Source organism: Vibrio sp. V23_P3S9T160, from assembly GCF_963886625.1.
In the GTDB taxonomy this organism is placed as follows: Bacteria; Pseudomonadota; Gammaproteobacteria; order Enterobacterales; family Vibrionaceae; genus Vibrio; species Vibrio anguillarum.
The window spans coordinates 40,148-59,696 of record NZ_CAWPDB010000011.1 but is presented as its reverse complement, the minus strand read 5'-3'; the positions used below and the strand labels follow the sequence as shown (position 1 = coordinate 59,696).

At 43.9% G+C, this 19,549-nt stretch carries 16 protein-coding genes; 14 read left to right on the top strand and 2 right to left on the bottom strand.

Going from position 1 to position 19,549, the window contains the following annotated elements:
- Nucleotides 1–209: 209 nt before the first annotated feature.
- Nucleotides 210–1,244 carry an ABC transporter substrate-binding protein gene (locus AACU59_RS00725; RefSeq protein WP_017044942.1) on the bottom strand — a complete coding sequence of 345 codons (1,035 nt, stop codon included), beginning with the start codon at nucleotides 1,242–1,244 and terminating at the stop codon, nucleotides 210–212.
- A gap of 173 nt (nucleotides 1,245–1,417) precedes the next feature.
- Here AACU59_RS00725 and AACU59_RS00720 point away from each other — a divergent pair, with 173 nt between their 5' ends.
- The 14 genes from AACU59_RS00720 to AACU59_RS00655 all read left to right on the top strand — a co-directional run bounded on the left by AACU59_RS00720 (nucleotide 1,418) and on the right by AACU59_RS00655 (nucleotide 17,345).
- The gene (locus AACU59_RS00720; protein ID WP_094144593.1) at nucleotides 1,418–3,481 is read left to right on the top strand and encodes a tRNA(Met) cytidine acetyltransferase TmcA; all 2,064 of its coding nucleotides are present in this window, start codon (nucleotides 1,418–1,420) and stop codon (nucleotides 3,479–3,481) included.
- A 307-nt stretch (nucleotides 3,482–3,788) separates the two neighbouring features.
- Complete coding sequence (locus AACU59_RS00715; RefSeq protein WP_094145796.1) at nucleotides 3,789–4,052, top strand: STAS domain-containing protein; 264 nt, start codon at nucleotides 3,789–3,791, stop codon at nucleotides 4,050–4,052.
- Nucleotides 4,053–4,075: 23 nt separating this feature from the next.
- A complete protein-coding gene (locus AACU59_RS00710; protein WP_094145795.1) occupies nucleotides 4,076–4,435 on the top strand; it encodes a response regulator in 360 nt (119 codons plus the stop codon).
- A 59-nt stretch (nucleotides 4,436–4,494) separates the two neighbouring features.
- Nucleotides 4,495–6,651, top strand: coding sequence for a chemotaxis protein CheA (locus AACU59_RS00705; protein WP_094145794.1), 2,157 nt, complete (start codon nucleotides 4,495–4,497; stop codon nucleotides 6,649–6,651).
- 21 nt (nucleotides 6,652–6,672) lie between these two features.
- Nucleotides 6,673–7,203, top strand: coding sequence for a chemotaxis protein CheW (locus AACU59_RS00700; protein WP_017044938.1), 531 nt, complete (start codon nucleotides 6,673–6,675; stop codon nucleotides 7,201–7,203).
- Nucleotides 7,203–7,667, top strand: a complete 465-nt coding sequence (locus tag AACU59_RS00695; RefSeq protein ID WP_094145793.1) for a chemotaxis protein CheW — start codon at nucleotides 7,203–7,205, stop codon at nucleotides 7,665–7,667. The genes AACU59_RS00700 and AACU59_RS00695 overlap by 1 nt, the downstream gene beginning before the upstream one ends.
- Before the next feature lie 10 nt (nucleotides 7,668–7,677).
- Complete coding sequence (locus AACU59_RS00690; protein WP_094145792.1) at nucleotides 7,678–9,696, top strand: methyl-accepting chemotaxis protein; 2,019 nt, start codon at nucleotides 7,678–7,680, stop codon at nucleotides 9,694–9,696.
- On the top strand, nucleotides 9,681–10,541 hold the full coding sequence (locus AACU59_RS00685; protein WP_017044936.1) for a CheR family methyltransferase: 861 nt from the start codon (nucleotides 9,681–9,683) through the stop codon (nucleotides 10,539–10,541). The genes AACU59_RS00690 and AACU59_RS00685 overlap by 16 nt, the downstream gene beginning before the upstream one ends.
- A gap of 10 nt (nucleotides 10,542–10,551) precedes the next feature.
- Nucleotides 10,552–11,193 (top strand): chemotaxis protein CheD, encoded by a 642-nt coding sequence (locus tag AACU59_RS00680; protein WP_094145791.1) that lies wholly within the window; start codon nucleotides 10,552–10,554, stop codon nucleotides 11,191–11,193.
- Nucleotides 11,190–12,233, top strand: a complete 1,044-nt coding sequence (locus AACU59_RS00675) for a protein-glutamate methylesterase/protein-glutamine glutaminase (RefSeq protein ID WP_017042334.1) — start codon at nucleotides 11,190–11,192, stop codon at nucleotides 12,231–12,233. Before AACU59_RS00680 ends, AACU59_RS00675 begins: the two co-directional genes overlap by 4 nt.
- Before the next feature lie 44 nt (nucleotides 12,234–12,277).
- Nucleotides 12,278–13,456, top strand: a complete 1,179-nt coding sequence (locus AACU59_RS00670) for a methyl-accepting chemotaxis protein (protein WP_094145790.1) — start codon at nucleotides 12,278–12,280, stop codon at nucleotides 13,454–13,456.
- A gap of 11 nt (nucleotides 13,457–13,467) precedes the next feature.
- Nucleotides 13,468–13,767, top strand: a complete 300-nt coding sequence (locus tag AACU59_RS00665) for an STAS domain-containing protein (protein WP_013868210.1) — start codon at nucleotides 13,468–13,470, stop codon at nucleotides 13,765–13,767.
- An 18-nt stretch (nucleotides 13,768–13,785) separates the two neighbouring features.
- Nucleotides 13,786–15,480 carry an ATP-binding SpoIIE family protein phosphatase gene (locus AACU59_RS00660; RefSeq protein ID WP_094144867.1) on the top strand — a complete coding sequence of 565 codons (1,695 nt, stop codon included), beginning with the start codon at nucleotides 13,786–13,788 and terminating at the stop codon, nucleotides 15,478–15,480.
- Nucleotides 15,481–15,668: 188 nt separating this feature from the next.
- Entirely contained in the window at nucleotides 15,669–17,345 is a 1,677-nt protein-coding gene (locus AACU59_RS00655; protein ID WP_094124559.1) for a DUF342 domain-containing protein, read from the top strand.
- 81 nt (nucleotides 17,346–17,426) lie between these two features.
- Here the strand turns inward: AACU59_RS00655 and AACU59_RS00650 are convergent, their stop codons facing one another.
- Nucleotides 17,427–19,541: a type I secretion system permease/ATPase gene (locus tag AACU59_RS00650; RefSeq protein WP_013868207.1), complete on the bottom strand. Its 2,115-nt coding sequence runs from the start codon at nucleotides 19,539–19,541 to the stop codon at nucleotides 17,427–17,429.
- Nucleotides 19,542–19,549: the final 8 nt, after the last annotated feature.

The window sequence follows — 19,549 nt, the reverse complement described above, 5'->3', positions numbered from 1 at the left end:
AGTAAGTCAGACAAAGTCTCAACGTTGCTAGGTTTCCAATCATTAATTATGTTTAGAGCTTGAGAAACATCCATAAAAAAATCCAAGTGCATTAAATACACTTGGATTTTGACAGCTCTGAAGGATCGTTCAACCGATCACTTTGGCCTTAACTGATCGGCATTACGCCACGGCGGGTTTTTTAGTAACTAAGTCTATTCAGTTCGAATCTATTGATTTCTTAAACGCTGCCAGTATTTTTCGTAGATAGCGAGCGCTTCAGGCCCAACATCATTAATGAATTCCCCTTTAGCCATATCTTCATCGGCTGGAAAAATCGTTGGATTGTCGCGAAGTTCTGCTGGAAGCAACGCTCGGCCGCTTTTTGTTGCCGATGCATAACCTAAGCTATTCACAATCTCAGCTTGGTTCTCTGCTTGATACATGAAGTTGATGAATTTATGCGCCAACGCTTTGTTGTTGCTGCCTGATGGAATAGTAAAGTTATCCATCCACAAGACTGCGCCTTCTTCCGGCATTACAAATTTTAGCTCTGGCATCTCAACTTGGCCTTGGTAGGCATTCCCGTTCCATTGCATCCCTAACGCTGCTTCACCTGAGACATAAGGCACATGTGGCGCATCAGAGTTATACAACAGTACATTATCTTTTAATGCGACCAATGATTGGTAGGCTTTTTCAATCTCTTTTTCATTTTTTGTATTAATACTGAAGCCATTTAAGATCAGCGCCATACCAAAGACATCGCGAATATCGTCAATCAGCATCACTTGTTGGCTATATTTCTTATCCCACAAATCAGCCCAGCGAGAGACACCTTCTGGTACTAATGCTTCGTTATAGCTGAGGCCAGTGATCCCCCAAATATAGGGCAGGGAATAACTATTTTTGGGATCGTGTGCTTGGCCGAGTAGTGAAGGCATGGCATCTTTCATGTTCGGGATTTGTGCATGATCCAGCTCGGTTAGTAACCCTTCACGTCCCATTTTTTCAATGAAATACGCTGAGGCAAAAACCACATCATAACCGCCACCTTTGAGCAACTTGAGCTTGGTATACATTGACTCGTTATTTTCAAAGGTCGAATAGTTAATCGTTACCCCTTCCTGCTGCTCAAACTGCTTGAGGGATTTTTCTGGAAGATATCCTCCCCATGCATAAACGTTGAGTGTTTTGTTGTCTGCGCTTACGTGTGAAGAAGTTAGAGCTGCTGCCAAAACCAATCCTTTGATGAAAGTTTTCATTGCATTTGAATTCCTTAAATAGCCCAGAAGTGTACTGGGGTGTAGGTGAATAATTAGTTAAAAATGGTCACGATTAAAGCAAATATAATTTGTCGTAAAGAAAAATATTTTTAACGACGCACAGTGATTATAGCGGCTGTGCTACCATTGCGTTTCAGCGAGGTGGCGTAAATATGAACATGATAGCGGCTTATTTAGATGATTTGATGGTGCAGGCTGAGAATAGCCTATGGCGTATGGGGCTCTTAATCCGTGGTGAGCCTCAATGGCAACAACACGTGCTTATGCATTTTCTCGCAAAAAATGAGGGGCAAGCCATATTTCAGTTAGGTGGAGAACCGTTACCATGCGTTCGTTATGCCCCCTTCAACAAAGGGCAGCAGTTTCTTGGTCAAGAATGCCATTTACTTATGTGTGACAATCACCATGGTTTTGATGCGAACAGTTTCAGTGCTGCGCTGGGTTCACTGGTCGGTGGTGGGTTACTGTTGATCATTGAAGCCCCTCAGCGTAACGACTCTTTTGCTGAGCGCTGGTTAACGCGAGCGTTCGAACAGTTTGTTGTTATAGAACAGAATCAACCTTGCCCTCATTTACCCGTTTATCCACGAGTCAGTTCTCAATCACCGATTTATGAACAGCAAGTTGATGCGGTTTCAGCAATTCTTCGTGTGATGGATGGACATCGCAAGCGACCATTGGTTCTCACTGCCGATCGGGGACGAGGGAAAAGCAGTGCGCTTGGTATTGCTGCGGCTAAATTGATGGCGTCTCGTTCATTAGATATTGTGGTCACGGCACCCTCAATCCATGCCGTAGCGCCGATATTTGAACATGCGGCTAAAGGTTTAGCAGGCGCTCACGTCACCAGACAATCCCTTACTTGGCAAAACTCGTCATTGACATTTGTGGCACCGGACGAGCTGATTTTGCATCGGCCACAGTGTGATCTCCTATTGGTAGATGAAGCGGCCGCGCTGCCTTTATCAATGTTAAAAAACTGGGTTGAACACTATCATCGTGCGGTCTTTTCTACCACCATTCATGGCTACGAAGGGTGTGGGAGAGGGTTCACGCTTAAGTTTCAAACTTGGTTAGCGCACCATCGAGCTGGGACTCGAACTCTCCATTTAGATCAGCCGATCCGTTGGCGTCAGGGTGATCCGTTAGAAGCGTGGCATTACGATACTTTCCTCCTTCGCTATGATTTAGCTACATTGCCGACGATGACATCAGAACAGTTAGCGACACTTAAAATTGAGCATCTGGATAAGGCTCAACTCATTGCCAACCCGACACGCTTAGCCGCTATTTTTTCGTTATTAGTGAATGCTCATTACCAGACATCACCGAACGATCTATTTCATTTTTTAGCGGACGATAAAGTTCAGCTAGTTGCTGCAATGGTAGGCGAGGTTTGTGTCGGTTGTTTGCTGACAGTACGTGAAGGTGGGCTTTGTAACTCTTTAGTGGAAGAGATCCAACAAGGAAAGCGACGTCCTAAAGGTCATCTAGTTCCTGTTTGCTTAGCTAATCAAGTTGGTATTACGCAGGCAGCGCAGAGTGTTTGTCAGCGCATCATGCGTATTGCAGTTCATCCCGAATTACAAAATCAAGGGTTGGGCAGCCGCTTGATTGAAGCGTGCATGCTGGAAAATGATGCCGACTATTTAGCGACGAGTTTTGGCGTAACGAGCGATTTAATGGCTTTTTGGGCTAAGAACCAATTTGTTCCGATAAAACTAGGGAGCCACAGAGACAGTGCGAGTGGCTGTTTTTCCTTAATCATGGTTCAAGCGAAAAAATTGGATTGGTTAACTCGGGCAGAACAGATTTTCGAACAGCATTTCATTTTCTCTCTATCTGATTCTTTACAAAGTTTAGAGCCGGCTTTGGTTCGGACCATCTTGTCATTGGTCCGAGATCGTGTCGCATGCGCGGATTCAAATGAAGTTAATTTCCTACCTTATTCATTGCTGCGTTGTTACGCACAAGGCGGTGCGGATTATGAGAGTGTGAGTGTATGGATTCATCGGCTAATTACTTCATTGGATAAAGCTGCTCTATCACGATTATCTGATGTACTTATTGTCAAAGTATTGCAAAGGAAAAGCTGGCAAGAGTGTGCCAGTCAATTAAACCTCACTGGACGGAAAATGATTGAGGCTACCCTCCGTCATGACCTTAATCGACTATTAGATGATTTACACTGTAAAGTGGATCATTCAACGCAATGAACTGCAGCCAATTTACAGTGTAAAGCGTGAATAATGTAAGAGTAGACACTTTCTCCAGATGTACTGTGCTCGTCATATGACAAAAAAGTCCTACTACTTACGTCTTAAGAGTAGGATTTTTTGTTCTAGTCACAGAATAAAAAAATCCAAAATATATTAATGGGTTAACCATACGGTCACCCTTATTGTGAGGTTTTTATTTTTGTTCCTACCGTGTTCAATCATTTGCTTAATGAGTATTCCCTCCTACACTCAAGGTCAGGTGTTCTCCTAAAAATAGAATATAAATAGTACTTAAGGATGAGATATGAATTTTTTGTTGGCGGAGTCTTTGGAAATTTCAACGGTATTAGATTCCAAAGCAAACTATCTTCACTGGCTAAGCCTAGCTCCTCCTTTAACGATAGATGCATCACGAGTCAATAGCGTGGATGCTGCCGGTCTGCAACTGCTTGCTTCCTTATTTATGACAGCAGAGCGAGCTGGAATTGAGATCACTTTAGTTAATGCAACAAATACGCTCAATGAAGGTATTGCGCTACTGGCTTTAGAAAGCTTGTTCGCAGAGTAATGAGATTTTGTAAGGAAGGGGCTATGACAAAGATCCTCGCGGTTGATGATTCGGTTTCAATTCGTCAAATGCTAAGCCATACATTGAAAGATGCAGGCTATGAAGTTGAAACTGCTATTGATGGAAGTGATGCATTACGCAAGACACAACAAACCAAATTTGATGTTGTTATTTCGGACGTCAACATGCCAGTGATGGGTGGTTTTGAGTTAGTTAAAGCGATACGTGGTAATGCTCAATATAAGTTTATTCCTATTTTGATGCTAACCACCGAAACGAGTATGGAAAAGAAACAAGAAGGAAAACTCGCTGGAGCTACAGGATGGTTGGTTAAACCGTTCAACCCTGAGACGCTATTGAAAACACTAAAACGGGTCATATAGAACACCGTATTTTATTAAAAGCTTCATTCGTTAAACGACGTTAACTGGCAGGAAGAGCTATGGCTTTAGACATGGAACTGTTGCGCAAGATGTTTTACGAAGAGTGTCGTGAAAATCTTGAAGTACTTGAAAATGTACTGCTTAATCTTGACCCTAATCAGGTTGAGAAAGAGACTATTAATACCATTTTTCGGGCTGCCCATTCTATTAAAGGTGGCGCTGCGACCTTTAGTTTACTGGATATCAGTGAATTTACCCACTCTGTCGAAGCGTATCTTGACCTCGTCCGTAACGAAAAATCAACTCTCACCGCTCAAAGTGTGGACATTTTACTGAAAAGCGGCGATTGCATTCGCAATATGCTCGCGGGGTATGAGAGCCATGATGAGGTTGATAGTGAGCTTCAGCAGAGAGTTAGCCAGTCACTGCATGCTTTACTTACCGACAATTCAACGATTGATCATGAACTAGCAGACCATCACTCGCTTGACGCCGAAGATGAACAGACGTTATCGCTCTTAAAGGCTTCTGACAACGAGAACCACTTAGGCTGGAAAGTCGTTTTTATTCCGCATAGAGAACTTTATTTCAGTGGTAATGATCCACTTCGGTTGCTGCGAGAGCTTTATGAACTGGACGATCAGTGCAGGGCGGAAGCTCAGCTTGAGCACCTTCCCGAATTGGCGGAAATAGAGGCTGAGCTTTGTTATTTAAGCTGGACTATTTTCCTCAGTAGCCAAGTGCAAGAGAGTGATATTCGCGAAATTTTTGAATGGGTTGAAGATGAATGTGACTTAATTGTTGAACCTTTAGTACAAGAATCGACGACCCAAGGTATGATCAGCGAGAGTGAGGAATCTTCGACCGAGGTGCCACCTACGTTTCATGCGAACGCTGTTCCGCCTACCGCATCAGCAGAGCAAGTAGATCTCATAAAACCCATCGATCTCATAAAATCAATAGAGTCTACGCCCGCTGCTGCGTCTAAAGTGGCGAAAGCAGAATCCAGCGTAAGCTCTATTCGCGTCGATATTGAGAAAGTCGACAGCCTGATTAATTTGGTTGGGGAACTTGTTATCACCCAATCAATGCTGACCGAAATCGGCAACGATTTCACCATGGATAAATTAGAAAAGTTGCAAGCAGGCCTAGTTCAGCTTTTGCAAAACAGTAAAGATTTACAAGAAAATGTGCTCAATATTCGCATGCTGCCGATGAGCTTTGCTTTTAGCCGCTTTCCTCGCCTTGTGCGAGACTTGTGCGGCCGACTTGAAAAAAAAGTAGAACTGAACATCATTGGCGAGCATACCGAGCTCGATAAAACCGTCCTTGAACGTATTGTTGATCCATTGGTCCATTTAGTCAGAAATGGTATTGACCACGGAATTGAGCAGCCACACATTCGCCTTGAACAAGGCAAACCAGAAATCGGCACCATTGAACTACATGCTTATCATCAAGGTGGCTCGATAGTGATCGAAGTGAAAGATGATGGAGCGGGGATAAACTGTGAAAGAATATTTCAAAAGGCGCTAGAAAAAGGTGTATTACCTAAAGATACACGGCGTGAAGATATCACCGACAAACAGATCCTTAACCTTATTTTTGCTGCAGGGTTTTCAACAGCAGAACAAGTGTCTGATATTTCAGGTCGTGGCGTCGGTATGGATGTTGTAAAACGTAATATTGAAGAGTTGGGTGGGCATATTGATGTCGAATCCACGTTAGGTCAAGGCAGCCATTTCACTATCTGTTTACCACTCACTTTAGCCATCCTCGATGGGCAATTGATCAAAGTAGGCGGGGAAGTTTACATCATCCCACTGCTCACCATTATCGAATCTATCCAAATCAACCTAGCTAATGTGAAGTATGCCGCCGGTGGGGTTGAGCTGTACCGGCTTCGTGACGAAAACATTCCTATCTTACGTCTGCAAGATGAACTGGAAATGGGATCAAGTGGTGCTTTGCCCGATAGAATACTCTGTTTTGTTGAAGCCGCTGGGTGCCGCGTTGGTTTATTGATTGATGAGCTGCTAGACCAGCAGCAAGTGGTTATAAAGAGCTTAGAGTCAAATTACTGCAAAGTGGCAGGCATATCAGGAGCTACGATTTTGGGAGATGGTTCCGTTTCGCTCATTTTAGATATTCAAGGGTTAATCGCCACGTACTCGAATCGACGTTCAAGTTTATCTCCCAAGATTATTGCCGCTTAGTGAAGGTGACAGGGAAGAGCCATGGAATATGATTATTCACCAAATCATCAACAAGAGAATCAAACACAGAGTGTTTTGAATGCTGTTTATGAAGAAAGAAGCTGTGAGGCCGATTTTCTGAGTTTCCGGTTAGCGAATGAGTTATACGGTGTAGCAATTCAAGATGTTGAAGAGATTCGAGTATGGGAGCCACCTACGCCTATTCCTCGCGCGCCTAGCTTTGTGAAAGGTGTGATTAATTTACGCGGCATGATTGTGCCTATTATCGATCTGCGCCTTCGATTTGGTATGGAGGCTTGTGGCTACTTTCCCACGACTGTGGTGTTGGTACTTCGTAGCCTGCAACAAGAGCGGCCTCGTATTATGGGCTTAGTCGTTGATGCAGTGAGTGATGTGATTGGCCAGGGAGATAATGTGCTGTTTCCTGCCGTGGGGGAAACACCTGCCGCTGCGTATTCGCTCGGTTTGCTCAATGTTGGCGAAGAGGTCATGTCACTGCTCGATACCCAAGGGCTCCTTGATATGCACCGAATACTGAGTGAGGAACCCTGATGTCTAAACAAGAGTTTCTTAGTTTCGTGCTGGATAACGATGAGTACGCTGTGCCAATTCTTGAGGTCCGAGAAGTTCGCGGCTGGAGTGATGTGCGCTCTGTACCCAATGCACCGGATTACTTAGTTGGCTTACTCAATATTCGTGGTGAGTACGTACCGATTGTTGATCTTCGAATTCGTTTTCATCTGCCACCTGCACAGATTGGGGCCACGACAGTTGTTATCGTTTTGAATGACGCGCAACGCAATCCGCTCGGCATTATTGTCGATGGTGTTTCAGAAGTGTATGACTTAGCCGCTGAAGAGATAAAACCTGTACCAGCCTTATCCACCACGGTTGAACCACAATTTATGAAGGGAATTGCTAGTGTGGCTAACGGTCATTTGATCCTAATTAATATCGAGACCCTTTTTTATGTACCTGGGTTAAATCAGACATTCGTAGAAGACGCTATTTTGTGAGGGAATACTCATGGCATTTTGGAACCGCAAACCAGAACCAAAAAAATTTGTTGAGCAGATAGAAGATCCATTGGTCGATGAGAATGAAGGGCTCTCCAATCAGCAGCTTCTTTCTGCTCTTAATGCAGCAAAAACCGCATTGATGATGATTAACCGAGATTTTCAAATCACCTATCTCAATAAGCAGTCATTGATTCTACTCAAGCAGCATGAAGTGCTTTTTCAAAGTGTCTGGCCTGATTTTAAAGCTGAAGAGTCGTCATTGATTGGCTACTGCATCGATGGTTTTCACGTCAATCCACAGCATCAACGCCAAATGTTGTCGAATCCAGCCAACTTGCCTTTCACTACCATGATTACTATTAAAGGAGTGAAGATCGAGCTTAATGTTGGCGCCATTATTGATGAAGACGGTATTTATATCGGGAACACATTAGAGTGGCGTGATGTCACTCAAGAGATTGCAAAAGAGCAAGAAATAGGCCGCTTAGCTTCGGCAGTCGAGGGGATGACAACCAACCTAATGATGGCCGATAAAGAGGGTATTATTCAATACTTAAACCCTTCATTGACCAAGTTGATGCGTACAAGAGAAAGTGAGTTGAGGACAGTATTAACAAGCTTTGACGTCAATAATCTGGTCGGACAAAATATCGATATCTTTCATAAAAACCCGGGCCATCAACGTAGCATTATTGCTAACCCTGATCGTTTACCATTTTCATCCAACATCAAAGTGGGGGCGCTGCAATTTAATTTAACTTGTATTGCGATGCACAATCACAAAGGGGAATACATTGGCCCTGCATTGCAATGGATTGATATTACCGAACAACAAGATGGTCAATACCAAGTAGAGAGCCTCATTCAAAAAGCTATCGCAGGGCAGTTGAATGAACGAATTGATACCACCGTGTACAGCGGATTTATGCGGGAGTTGGGCGAGGGGATTAATAACTTGCTTGATACTTTAGTTTCACCGCTGGCCCAGTGTATTGACGTCATGAGCAAAGTGGCAGATGGCGATTTGAATACCAAGATGGAAGAGGGCAGCCAAGGTGAGTTTGGTCAACTGCAAAATGCGGTCAATACCTCGATTGCTAACCTGCGCGATATGGTTGAAAAAATCACCATTTCTTCTGCCAGAGTGGCTACGGCGTCAACGGAAATCGCGCAAGGCAATAATGATTTGAGCCAACGGGTGGAAGCTCAAGCATCCAATTTAGAAGAAACGGCCGCCAGTATGGAAGAGATGACAGCGACCGTGCGCCAAAATGCAGATAACGCCAAAGGTGCGAACGATCTAGCGAGTGATGCTGCCAAAAAAGCCAGTAAAGGTGGTGAAGTGGTGGGGCAAGCGATCTCGGCCATGTCGGAAATTAATCGTTCGAGTAAGAAGATTGCCGATATTATTGGAGTGATAGACGAGATAGCCTTTCAAACCAATTTGTTGGCTTTGAACGCAGCGGTAGAAGCGGCAAGAGCCGGAGAACAAGGGCGTGGATTTGCTGTTGTTGCTGGAGAGGTTCGAAACCTTGCGCAGCGCAGCGCAGCAGCGGCGAAAGAGATTAAAGGACTGATTAAAGATAGTGTTGAGAAAGTCGAAGAGGGATCGCGTTTAGTCGATGAGTCAGGAGCAACATTGAATGAGATTGTTGACGCTGTAGCAAAAGTATCTGATCTCATCGCCCAAATTGCATCATCAAGTATTGAACAATCGACGGGCATTGACGAAATCAATCGTGCAATTACAGCCATGGATGAGATGACGCAGCAAAATGCCTCTCTTGTTGAACAAACCTCTGCGGCCAGCCAATCGTTGAAAGATGAAGGGAAAGAGCTGATTAGCTTGATGAGCTATTTCACCACCGATGACAACATCAAAACGTTCGAGCCCAAAAGAACAGCCATCTCCGCCCATCAACCCAAACCCAAGGTCAAGAAAGTGGCAGGCATTAAAGCCACCAATAACGTTGCCAATTCTCGGATCAACCTCAATGAGGATGGAGATGAATGGGAAGAGTTCTAACAGATAGCCATCCAATCATGATGAACAATGACCAAGAATTTGAACTCACCGCAAAGGATTTCAAATTCATCCAGTGGTTTATGCACAAAACGGCTGGTATTTACTTGTCGGATGCGAAGCGAGCGATGGTTTACGGCCGTTTGAGCCGTCAGATGCGTCGACGGGGGATTCAGCGTTTCTGTGATTACAAGGAGCTTATTGAGCATAATGAGCAAGAGCGGATCCACTTCATCAATGCGTTAACGACTAACAAAACCCAGTTTTTTCGCGAGTATCACCACTTTGAGTTTTTAGAAAAAGTACTGCTCGATGAGTGGCGATCACAGGGCGTGCGTCATCCTAAAATTTGGTCTGCTGGCTGCTCTAGCGGTGAAGAGCCATACAGCTTTATTGCGTCGCTATACAGCAGCGGTTTATTTGATTTCGCGGACAATGTTGATATCTACGCAACAGATTTAGACACACAGGTTTTGGCACATGCGCAAGCGGGCATTTATACCGATGAGGCTGTGGTTACTATTCCACAGCACTATCTTAAAAAGTGCTTTGTAAAAGGGCGCGGTATCAAACAGGGAAAAATAAAAATCGCCAGTCAATTACAACGTTTTGTCCATTTTCAGCAACTGAATTTATTATCTCCTTGGACGCTACCTAAGAATTTAGACCTCATTTCGTGCCGAAACGTGATGATCTACTTTGATAAACCCACGCAGGAGGCTTTGATCGAAAGGTTCTATGAATGGTTGAAACCGAATGGGATTTTATTTTTGGGTCATTCAGAAAGTGTGGGGCGCTGTGCTGATGTTTTTCATCATCTCGGCCACACCATTTACGTGAAAAAATGAGGAACAATTAATGACCTCGTTGGCGATGCATTTGGCAACCGACAATCGGAATTTCAGCCGATTTTATCATCCCCAACAAAAAGTGGATTGGGTAAAGGTTTTGCCCGGTGGGTTGTACTGTACGATGCGACAAGAGGTCATTTGTACCGGTTTAGGTTCTTGCGTTACCGCCTGTATGTGGGACCAAGCGGCCAAAGTTGGGGGGATGAACCATTTTTTATTGCCTTTTGATAATTATTCACAAATTGCTCACTGGCATCCTGATGATATTGCTTCAACCGCCTCTCGTTATGGTTGCTATGCGATGGAGCTACTGATTAATCAGTTGATCAAAATGGGGGCTGAGCGTCAGCGCTTACGAGTAAAACTCTTTGGTGGAGCACAAATGCTGGGTTTTAAAGCCATGATTGGCCAGAAAAACATAGATTTCATCAAAAACTATGTTGAGCAAGAAAGGCTTATTGTCGAAGCCAGTGACTTGGGGGGTGACGAACCGAGAAAAGTCATTTTCGAACCCATGACAGGTAAAGTGTGGCTAAAAAGAATTCCATTGACCGAAGTGAGCCGGTTAAGTTTTCAAGAAAAGGTTTATGCCACACAGTTGGATCGTAAAGCGCATAAAGAGAGTGATGATGTGGAGCTATTTAAATGAAAAAAATCAAAGTGCTGATTGTCGATGATTCTCCCGTTTTTAGAGCACTGCTCTGCGAGCTGATTAATGCTGACCCTATGTTAGATGTCGTCGCAATGGCACAAGATCCTTACCAAGCCCGAGAGCTTATCAAGCAGCACAACCCTGATGTGCTAACGCTAGATATTGAAATGCCAAAAATGAATGGCGTGCAATTTTTAAAAAATATTATGCGGTTACGCCCTATGCCGGTAGTGATGATTTCAACCTTGACCCAGCATGGCGCTCAAGCCACGTTAGAAGCATTAGAGCTTGGTGCAGTGGATTACTTCCCTAAACCGTCAGTCGAAAACACGGCTGAAATGGCAAGTTATAGGGAGCTGGTGAACGACAAAATAAAAATGGCGGCAGGGGCAAATGTCGTTCAATCGCATCATTCTGCGGCGGTTAATCAGGTCGAACTGATAGCGGCTAGCCACCAAGAGGCGCGTTATCAGTTGATCGCTATTGGAGCCTCAACGGGCGGAACAGAAGCATTAAAAAGCATATTCTCTGTTTTACCAGCAGGGTTGCCACCGATCGTGATCACTCAACATATCAGTGCGATGTTTACTCGCCCCTTTGCAGAGCGTTTGAATCTTTGTAGCGCTGTAGAGGTAAGAGAGTTGTCCGCTAATCAAGCGCCTTTAGTGAATGGATGCGCTTATGTTGCTCCCGGAGATAAGCATCTGATGGTGATAAAAAAAGGCACTCACCTTTACTGTCAAGTTGACGATAGACCTGCGGTCAATCGTCATAAACCCTCAGTAGATGTGATGTTTGATACGGTTGCTGAAAATGTGGGAGACAAAGCCATCGGTATCCTCTTAACCGGGATGGGTAAAGATGGAGCGCAAGGCATGCTCAAAATGAAGTTGTGTGGTGCATTGACTTTAGCTCAAGACGAAAAAACATCAGTGGTGTGGGGAATGCCCAAAGCGGCAGTAGAGATTGGCGCAACACAGAATATCAAAGCGTTAAATGCCATACCACAATGGATTTGTGATGAGCTCTATCGCTAGTGTTGTCTCATTAAATAAGCTCAACATAGAGAATCAAGGAATGGGTGATGATAAATAAAACAGTGACACCAAAAGCAAAATATATTTTAGCTTTAGTTTTGCAGCTAATGGCCCTTTTTGCCGTCATGCTTCACTCCCCTAATTTATGGAGCATGGGGCTAATGATTTTTGCGGCAGCAATACCTTGGCTAGTATTGTCTATGAATTTTAGTGAACAAAACAAAGCTAAAGCTAACCAAAATAAGATTGAAGAAGAGTCCACTCTTGAAACGCAGCAACATCTACAGAGTATTGAAAAACTGTTCAAAGAGACGCTACCTAAAGTGAGTAGCCCTTTAACAATGCAGCACACCGTGATTGAAGGTTCAGTAGAGACATTAAATAACGCATTTTTTGGCTTGCAAGATATCAGCCAAAAACAGAGTCACGTCTCAAGTACCTTGGTCAATAACTTATTGGCAAACCAAGGCAGCGAATATGATCTCACCACCGTACTACCAAAGACTGAGGCGATTATTGATGGTTTTGTACAAATTCTGATTGATATTTCGGAGAAAAGTATTTCAGCGGTACACAGCATTCACGACATGTCAGAAAAATTGGATATGGTCTTTAAACTGTTAAATCAAGTGAGAAGCCTATCGGAACAGACCAACTTATTGGCGCTGAATGCGGCGATTGAAGCAGCGCGAGCGGGCGAGGCCGGGCGAGGCTTCGCGGTCGTGGCTCAAGAGGTGCGCGACTTGTCGGTTAAAGCAAGAACGCTGAATACTCAAATTGAATCAGAAATTAATGTTGCTCAACAAACAGTACAAAGAGCAAACAAAACCGTTGGCGAAATGGCATCGATAGATATGACTCACGTCATTGAATCGAAAGAGAAAGTGGACCACATGCTGCGTGGTGTCCAACAAGTGAATATAGAAATAGAGCAAGAAGTGCAAAAAATTCAAGAATTAGGACAAGAATTAACCCAGCAAGTGAGTAATGGCGTCCGTGCCCTTCAATTTGCTGACATTGTGGTTCAACAAAGTGATTATGCGCATGCGTCTATTGATTATTTGCAAGAAGCAAATGAGTTATTGAACGCTTTACTAACACAAAGCATGACTAAAGCAGCATGGGCAGAACAACTTCACCAATTGACAGAGCGCCTGCACAATCGAAGTGGTCCCGCCGCAATCCAAACTAATATGGACGAAGGCGAAGTCGAGCTTTTCTAGGAGGGAGTACGATGAGTATAGAAACTGAAATAGATAGCAATGCGAAACACATTACTATCGCGATTGATGGTGCTTTTGGCTTTAACCTAGTTAAAGAATTTCGTAATAGTTATTCACCCTATCGAGGTTTTAGATTCACCATTGATTTACGCAAGGTGGATTATATTGACAGTGCTGGTCTTGGCATGCTGCTCAATATGCAGAAATATCTTGAGCAAAGTGATGGCATGATCCGAATTACCAATACCTTACCCCAAATAAGGAAAATCTTACTGATTTCTCGGTTTGATAAAAAATTTAGTATCGAATAATGCTTAAGGAGTGAGCCGATGCGCGTAACGATTGTTGATGACCATAAATCGAATAGGGAGCTGTGTCGGTTTATCTTATTGCCTATTGCCGAGCATATCGATACCTTCGAAAATGGCGCTGATGCTGTTGAGGCGATGCTCGTCATGGACGTCTTACCCGACGTTATTTTGTTGGATGTGATGATGCCAGTTAAAGATGGCTTCACCACCGCAAAAGAGATCCGCGACTCTTTTCCAAATCACCATATCCCCATTATATTTTTGACCGTGCTTGATGATCATGATTCGTTTGAACGTTGCTTATCGCTGGGCGATGATTTTATTCTTAAACCAGTAGAGCGAAGCGTACTGCTCGCTAAAGTGCAGGCTCATTACCGTATTGTGAAAATGCATAATGAAGTCACTCAACAGCGAGATAAACTCAATTATTTCAACGAACAAGTACAATATGACTATGCCATCGCCGAATCCATTTTCACCAACTTAATGGAGGAGATGAGTGCAAAAGTCAGCAATATCTATGGCATCAGTTATATCTCCACACCTTCGACCATTTTTAATGGTGATCTCATCATTGTGGCGAACCGGCCCTATGGTGGCGTCTACATCATGATCGCCGATGCCACTGGGCATGGATTACCTGCCGCGATTTCAACGATCCCTGCTACGCGTACTTTTTTTTCAATGGCTGAAAAAGGGATGTCGCTTGGCGAAATGGTCGCAGAACTTAATAGTGCGCTAGTAAAGTTTTTGCCTGTTGGCATGATGCTTGCCGCCAGTGTATTTGAGATACGAGCCAACGGCTTCGAGGTTTCGTGGTGGGGAGGTGGTTTGCCTGATGGTTATTTACTGGATGAAGAGAGCAACATCGTTCGTCGTCTCGTTTCCACACATATGCCGTTGGGAGTTCTGGATGCTGATGAATTTGAAGTAAATTTAGTTCATCTCAAATTAAAACCTAACCAAACTATCCTCTGTTATACCGACGGTATTACCGAAGCGATGAATGAAAACGGGGAACAATTTGGCCAGTTGCGACTCGAACAAGTTTTGCAACGGAACGGTAAGACTCAGATTTCAGATTTGTACGATGAAGTATGCCAGTTTTCCAATCGTGGCCATGGTGATGATCTCTCAATTCTTTCAATGACATTTCCAATTACCAATAATAATGAAGTATTAGCGTCGCAAAAAAAACAGTTTCTTAGCCATATACCAATGCAAAGTCATCTCTTTTTTCCTGCTTCAATTCTTAAAAAGATTTCAATTATGGTCGAGATGCGTAACATTGTTCGCGGTTTTATCAGTGGTGGCGAGCATCTTGACCTCGTTTGCTCTGTATTGTCAGAACTGTTTGCCAATGCCATTGAGCATGGGTTATTAAAACTTAATTCTTCACTAAAAGATGACCCAGATGGATTTCTCACTTTTTACCAACGACGTGAAGAGTGTATGGATGAGTTAGATGAATCGTTATGGATTAAACTAGACATTGATTATGACCCAACGGTGGGACAATTGAGCTTTTCACTTGAGCATAATGGCGAAGGCTTTGATTACCAACATACGGTTGCAGACGGCAACTGTACACACGGTCGAGGGATTATTTTGGTCTCTAAATTGTGTGAGTCATTGGAATATTCAAAAGATGGTTGCACTGTTAAGGTGACTTACGCCTTTAACAGTAAACATGATTTTCCGATATTGTCTTAATACTGAACAGATTATTTACACTGTAAAATTCTGCGTAACTCATTCTTTCGTTTATTTTTAGGTTATGTGGTTCGTTTCATCGTGACTAAGTGATGTAGCCCTTAATTTGGTTGCCTAAAGATTTAGTCCATACTGTAAATTGTATACACTGCCATACGAACGGAATCTAACCATATGGGTTAAGTAGTATGTGGAAACGCTTAATTTCGCTTTCAGAGGACAAAAAACAAGTCATTGCCCAGTTGCCTGGGACGGAGTCCATCGACAAAAATTTTGACCAAGCAGGCTTGAAAGAAGCATTGTTTGAGTTATCTGCATCGACATTTTTCTTAAATGAAACTGAAGTTACCCGCTTTATCAACTGTGCAAAAGAGGGTAAGGGTGAAGCATTCTCTGGAATCACCATTGCAGAGAAAAAGAACGCTTCGGTTGAGATTGAATTTAGTGATCGAGATATGTTAGCCAGCATGGTCGTGACGGGTGCATATGGTGGCAGAGCATTGCGCGGTAGTGAGTTGGTGTATGCATTGGCTCATTCCCACGTGACAAAAGGCATCAACAAACTGGCTTTAAAGAAAGTGTTAATGGTAAGTAATACCTTGAAGCCAGGGGAAGTATACACTCAACCTGTTGCGCAGGGGCGCGAACCCATTCAAGGTAAAGACGCACAATTTGTTCCTTTGGTTGAGGATGTCAGTAAGCGCGTGTTAGCTCCGACCAAAAAGCAAGGACAGAACAAAATTGATATGCGCAACTTAGGTGAAACCATCACTGTTGGTCAAGATGATGAAGTGATGCGTCGAATTCCTGCAACCAAAGGAACGCCAGGCTATACCGTGCAGGGAAAAGTGCTGGATCCTAAACCAGGTAAAGACTCGGCCTTAGTTGCAGGAAAGGGGTCTTACATCTCACCCAATGATCCGAATGTGCTACTGGCCAGTCAAGCGGGCCTGCCTATCCTGAAAAGTAAAACGGTTGATGTCGATAACGCTTTATGTTTAAACAACGTCAGTGTAGCAACTGGCCACGTGAAATTTAAAGGATGTGTTGTCATCACGGGCGATGTCGAGCCTGGGATGATCGTGAGAGCGACGGGCTCAATCACCATCGGTGGGTTTGTTGAGTCTGCTGATGTTCAAGCCCAAGGTAATATTGATGTTGGTAAAGGCATTATTGGCCATACGGTGTTTGATGATGAAGCAAGAACATGCATTATCAAATCAGGAGGCTCTATCACGGCTAACTATGCTCAATTTAGCGAACTGCAAGCGGCAGATGACATCAATTTAGCGGTTCACAGCATGAGCAATGAATTACGCTGTGGCAATGATCTAAAAGTATTAGATAGTAAAGAGAAGCAAGGCACACTCAGCGGTGGTCACGCGAAAGTTGGTGGTAAGATCGTTTGCTTCAATCTAGGCGTTGAAGGCGATACCGCCACGGCTGTGCAGGCTTTTGCTCGTTATGCTGTGTATAAAGAACGGGTCGCGAAACACAAAGAGCATTATAAACAAGCGCAAGAAGCGACGATGGAAGTGATTCGCCGTGAGATTGAATTTAAGAAAAAGCCTAAAGCGGAACGCTCGGAAGAGGAACTGCTAAAAATTGATGAATTTAAGAAACAGACTAATGATCGTTTAGAAAAAGCAAAATTGGCGTTGGATATGCTGGGAGAGGAGTTTGAGCAATTGCTCGAAATGAATACGATCGAAGTCAAAAATAAAGTTTATACCCATGTTTCGGTGCAATTTGATGATGAGCGGATCATCACCAAGCGGGCTCATGGCGCTAGTATCTTCTCATTTAACCAGTATGAGATTAAATGTGCTTCGATGCTTGAAGATGAAGATGTCGGAGGGATCTAACATTCTTATCTCAGAGTGCTAAGCAAAAAACGAGGTATTTTGCCTCGTTTTTTGCTGATTATGCTATTTCTAGTAAGGTAGCTATTGCACTGATCTCACTTTGCCCTGTTTGAGATCGTTTAACACCATCGATTTAGGACCATCGGCAATGACACAGCCTTTCTCCATCACAATGACGCGATCAACCACATCGAGCATTGACGTTTTATGAGTAATTAATATTAACGTCTCACTTGGTGTCAATTGAGACAGTTGATGTTTGATGTGCATTTCAGAGCGATTGTCCATGGCGCTGGTGGGCTCATCAAGTAGCAAAACGGGTGGGCGTCCGAGCAGTGCACGAGCAATGGCTACCGCTTGCCTCTGACCACCAGACAACAACAAGCCGCCTTCACCCACTTGTCGTTCTAACCCAGCAGGGTCTTGCTGTGTGAACGCGGTAACTCCCGCTCGGTTGGCGGCATCCATCACATCTCTATCATCAACTAATGGACGCCCGAGCGTAATGTTATCGCGAATTGAACCGTAAAATAGGTTGCTGTCTTGAGGTACACAACCAATATTACGTCTCACATCAATGTGATGCAGTTGCGCGATATCGGTGTCATCAATACGAACATTCCCCTCGGTCGGTTGATATAACCCCATAATAAGGCGCTCTAAGGTGGTCTTCCCTGAGCCGATGCGGCCTATGATCGCTACTTTTTCACCCGGATGAATCGTTATACTTAAGTCACGTATTGATGCAACAGGCGCATTAGGGTAGTGAAAAGTGATTTTGTCTAGCTCAATTTTACCTTGCACAATCGGACGATGAATATAGCGTTTACCTTCTTCTTGCTCATCGGGCATTTGCATCACTTGCTCAATGATTTTTAAGGACGATTTGGCTTGGTTGTAGCGTGTTGAAAGTAATGATAGTTGCACCATTGGGCCAATCGCACGGCCGCTGAGCATGGTTGCGGCGATGAGCCCACCCATGGTTAAATCGCCGTTGGATATCAGATAGACGCCTAAGATGATCATACCAACATTCGCGGCTTGCTGAACAAACCCGGCAGTATTTTGAATACCATCAGTAATTCGACGGCTTTTAATGTTCCAGTTCGCCATGTGCGCGACCGCTTCTTCCCAGCGATATTGAAACTGACTTTGAGCGCCAAAGAGTTTCACCGTTTCAAGTCCAGCTAAACTTTCAATCAGGTTGGCGTATTTTTGTGATGCCAGTCGAGAGCCCTCTTCAATCGCCCGTCGTAGAGGTGCTTGGATGAGCAGAGAATAGATAGCAATGATCAGTACACCAGCGATAGGTACCAGCACTAAGCTGCCCGCCATTAGCCAGATCAGCACTAAAAAGAGCAGTGCAAATGGCAGGTCAATCAATGATGAGATGGTTGCTGAGGTAAAGAATTCGCGTATGGATTCGAACTCTTGTAAATGTCGCGCAAACGCACCGACAGAGGGAGGACGAGACTCCATTCTGATCCCCATCACTTTACTAAAGAGCTTGGAAGAGATCAGAATGTCAGATTTTTTGCCCGCCACATCAATAAAATAACTGCGAAGTAGTTTGAGGAGCAGATCGAATAAGAAGATCACAAAAATCCCGCTCGCTAATACCCACAAGGTTTCAAACGCAAGGTTAGGCACGACTTTGTCATACACTAAACGGCTGAACATTGGTGCCGCAATGGCAAACAAATTGATTAAAATGGAAGCGATCAACACATCACGATAAATGTGCTTTGACTGCCATAACGTACCCCAAAACCAGTGGCCATCACGGGTCTTTAATATTTCTGGTGAGCGCTCGTCATAGCGAAACTGTTTTTTCACCATGAAGTAGCGGCCAATATAGCGTTCAGTCAGTTCCTCTAAGGGAATAGCTACGGGGATTAGACCAGACTCCGCAGTGACGACCTCAGCTTCTTGATTCGCTTCGTTGATGCTGCTGAGCACACAGGCTTCACCGCCTTTTAAAATTAAGATAACGGGGAAAACCAATTTTGGGATTTGATCCAATGCTGAGCGATTTTCCTTGGCGATTAACCCCGCTCTTTCGGCTGCTCGAGGAAAGAGAAAAGGCGTCAGTTTCCCATCTGATAAAGGTAGGCCGTTGATCAGTGCTTCTGGGGAATTCGCCAATCCATAATAACGACTCACATAGATAAGCGAATTGAGTAGCGTGTCTTGCATTACATCTG

Coding starts and splice junctions, on each gene's coding strand:
- AACU59_RS00725 (WP_017044942.1), bottom strand. CDS start 1,244: ATGAAAACTTTCATCAAAGGATTGGTTTTGGCAGCAGCTCTAACTTCT.
- AACU59_RS00720 (WP_094144593.1), top strand. CDS start 1,418: ATGAACATGATAGCGGCTTATTTAGATGATTTGATGGTGCAGGCTGAG.
- AACU59_RS00715 (WP_094145796.1), top strand. CDS start 3,789: ATGAATTTTTTGTTGGCGGAGTCTTTGGAAATTTCAACGGTATTAGAT.
- AACU59_RS00710 (WP_094145795.1), top strand. CDS start 4,076: ATGACAAAGATCCTCGCGGTTGATGATTCGGTTTCAATTCGTCAAATG.
- AACU59_RS00705 (WP_094145794.1), top strand. CDS start 4,495: ATGGCTTTAGACATGGAACTGTTGCGCAAGATGTTTTACGAAGAGTGT.
- AACU59_RS00700 (WP_017044938.1), top strand. CDS start 6,673: ATGGAATATGATTATTCACCAAATCATCAACAAGAGAATCAAACACAG.
- AACU59_RS00695 (WP_094145793.1), top strand. CDS start 7,203: ATGTCTAAACAAGAGTTTCTTAGTTTCGTGCTGGATAACGATGAGTAC.
- AACU59_RS00690 (WP_094145792.1), top strand. CDS start 7,678: ATGGCATTTTGGAACCGCAAACCAGAACCAAAAAAATTTGTTGAGCAG.
- AACU59_RS00685 (WP_017044936.1), top strand. CDS start 9,681: ATGGGAAGAGTTCTAACAGATAGCCATCCAATCATGATGAACAATGAC.
- AACU59_RS00680 (WP_094145791.1), top strand. CDS start 10,552: ATGACCTCGTTGGCGATGCATTTGGCAACCGACAATCGGAATTTCAGC.
- AACU59_RS00675 (WP_017042334.1), top strand. CDS start 11,190: ATGAAAAAAATCAAAGTGCTGATTGTCGATGATTCTCCCGTTTTTAGA.
- AACU59_RS00665 (WP_013868210.1), top strand. CDS start 13,468: ATGAGTATAGAAACTGAAATAGATAGCAATGCGAAACACATTACTATC.
- AACU59_RS00660 (WP_094144867.1), top strand. CDS start 13,786: ATGCGCGTAACGATTGTTGATGACCATAAATCGAATAGGGAGCTGTGT.
- AACU59_RS00655 (WP_094124559.1), top strand. CDS start 15,669: ATGTGGAAACGCTTAATTTCGCTTTCAGAGGACAAAAAACAAGTCATT.
- AACU59_RS00650 (WP_013868207.1), bottom strand. CDS start 19,541: ATGCAAGACACGCTACTCAATTCGCTTATCTATGTGAGTCGTTATTAT.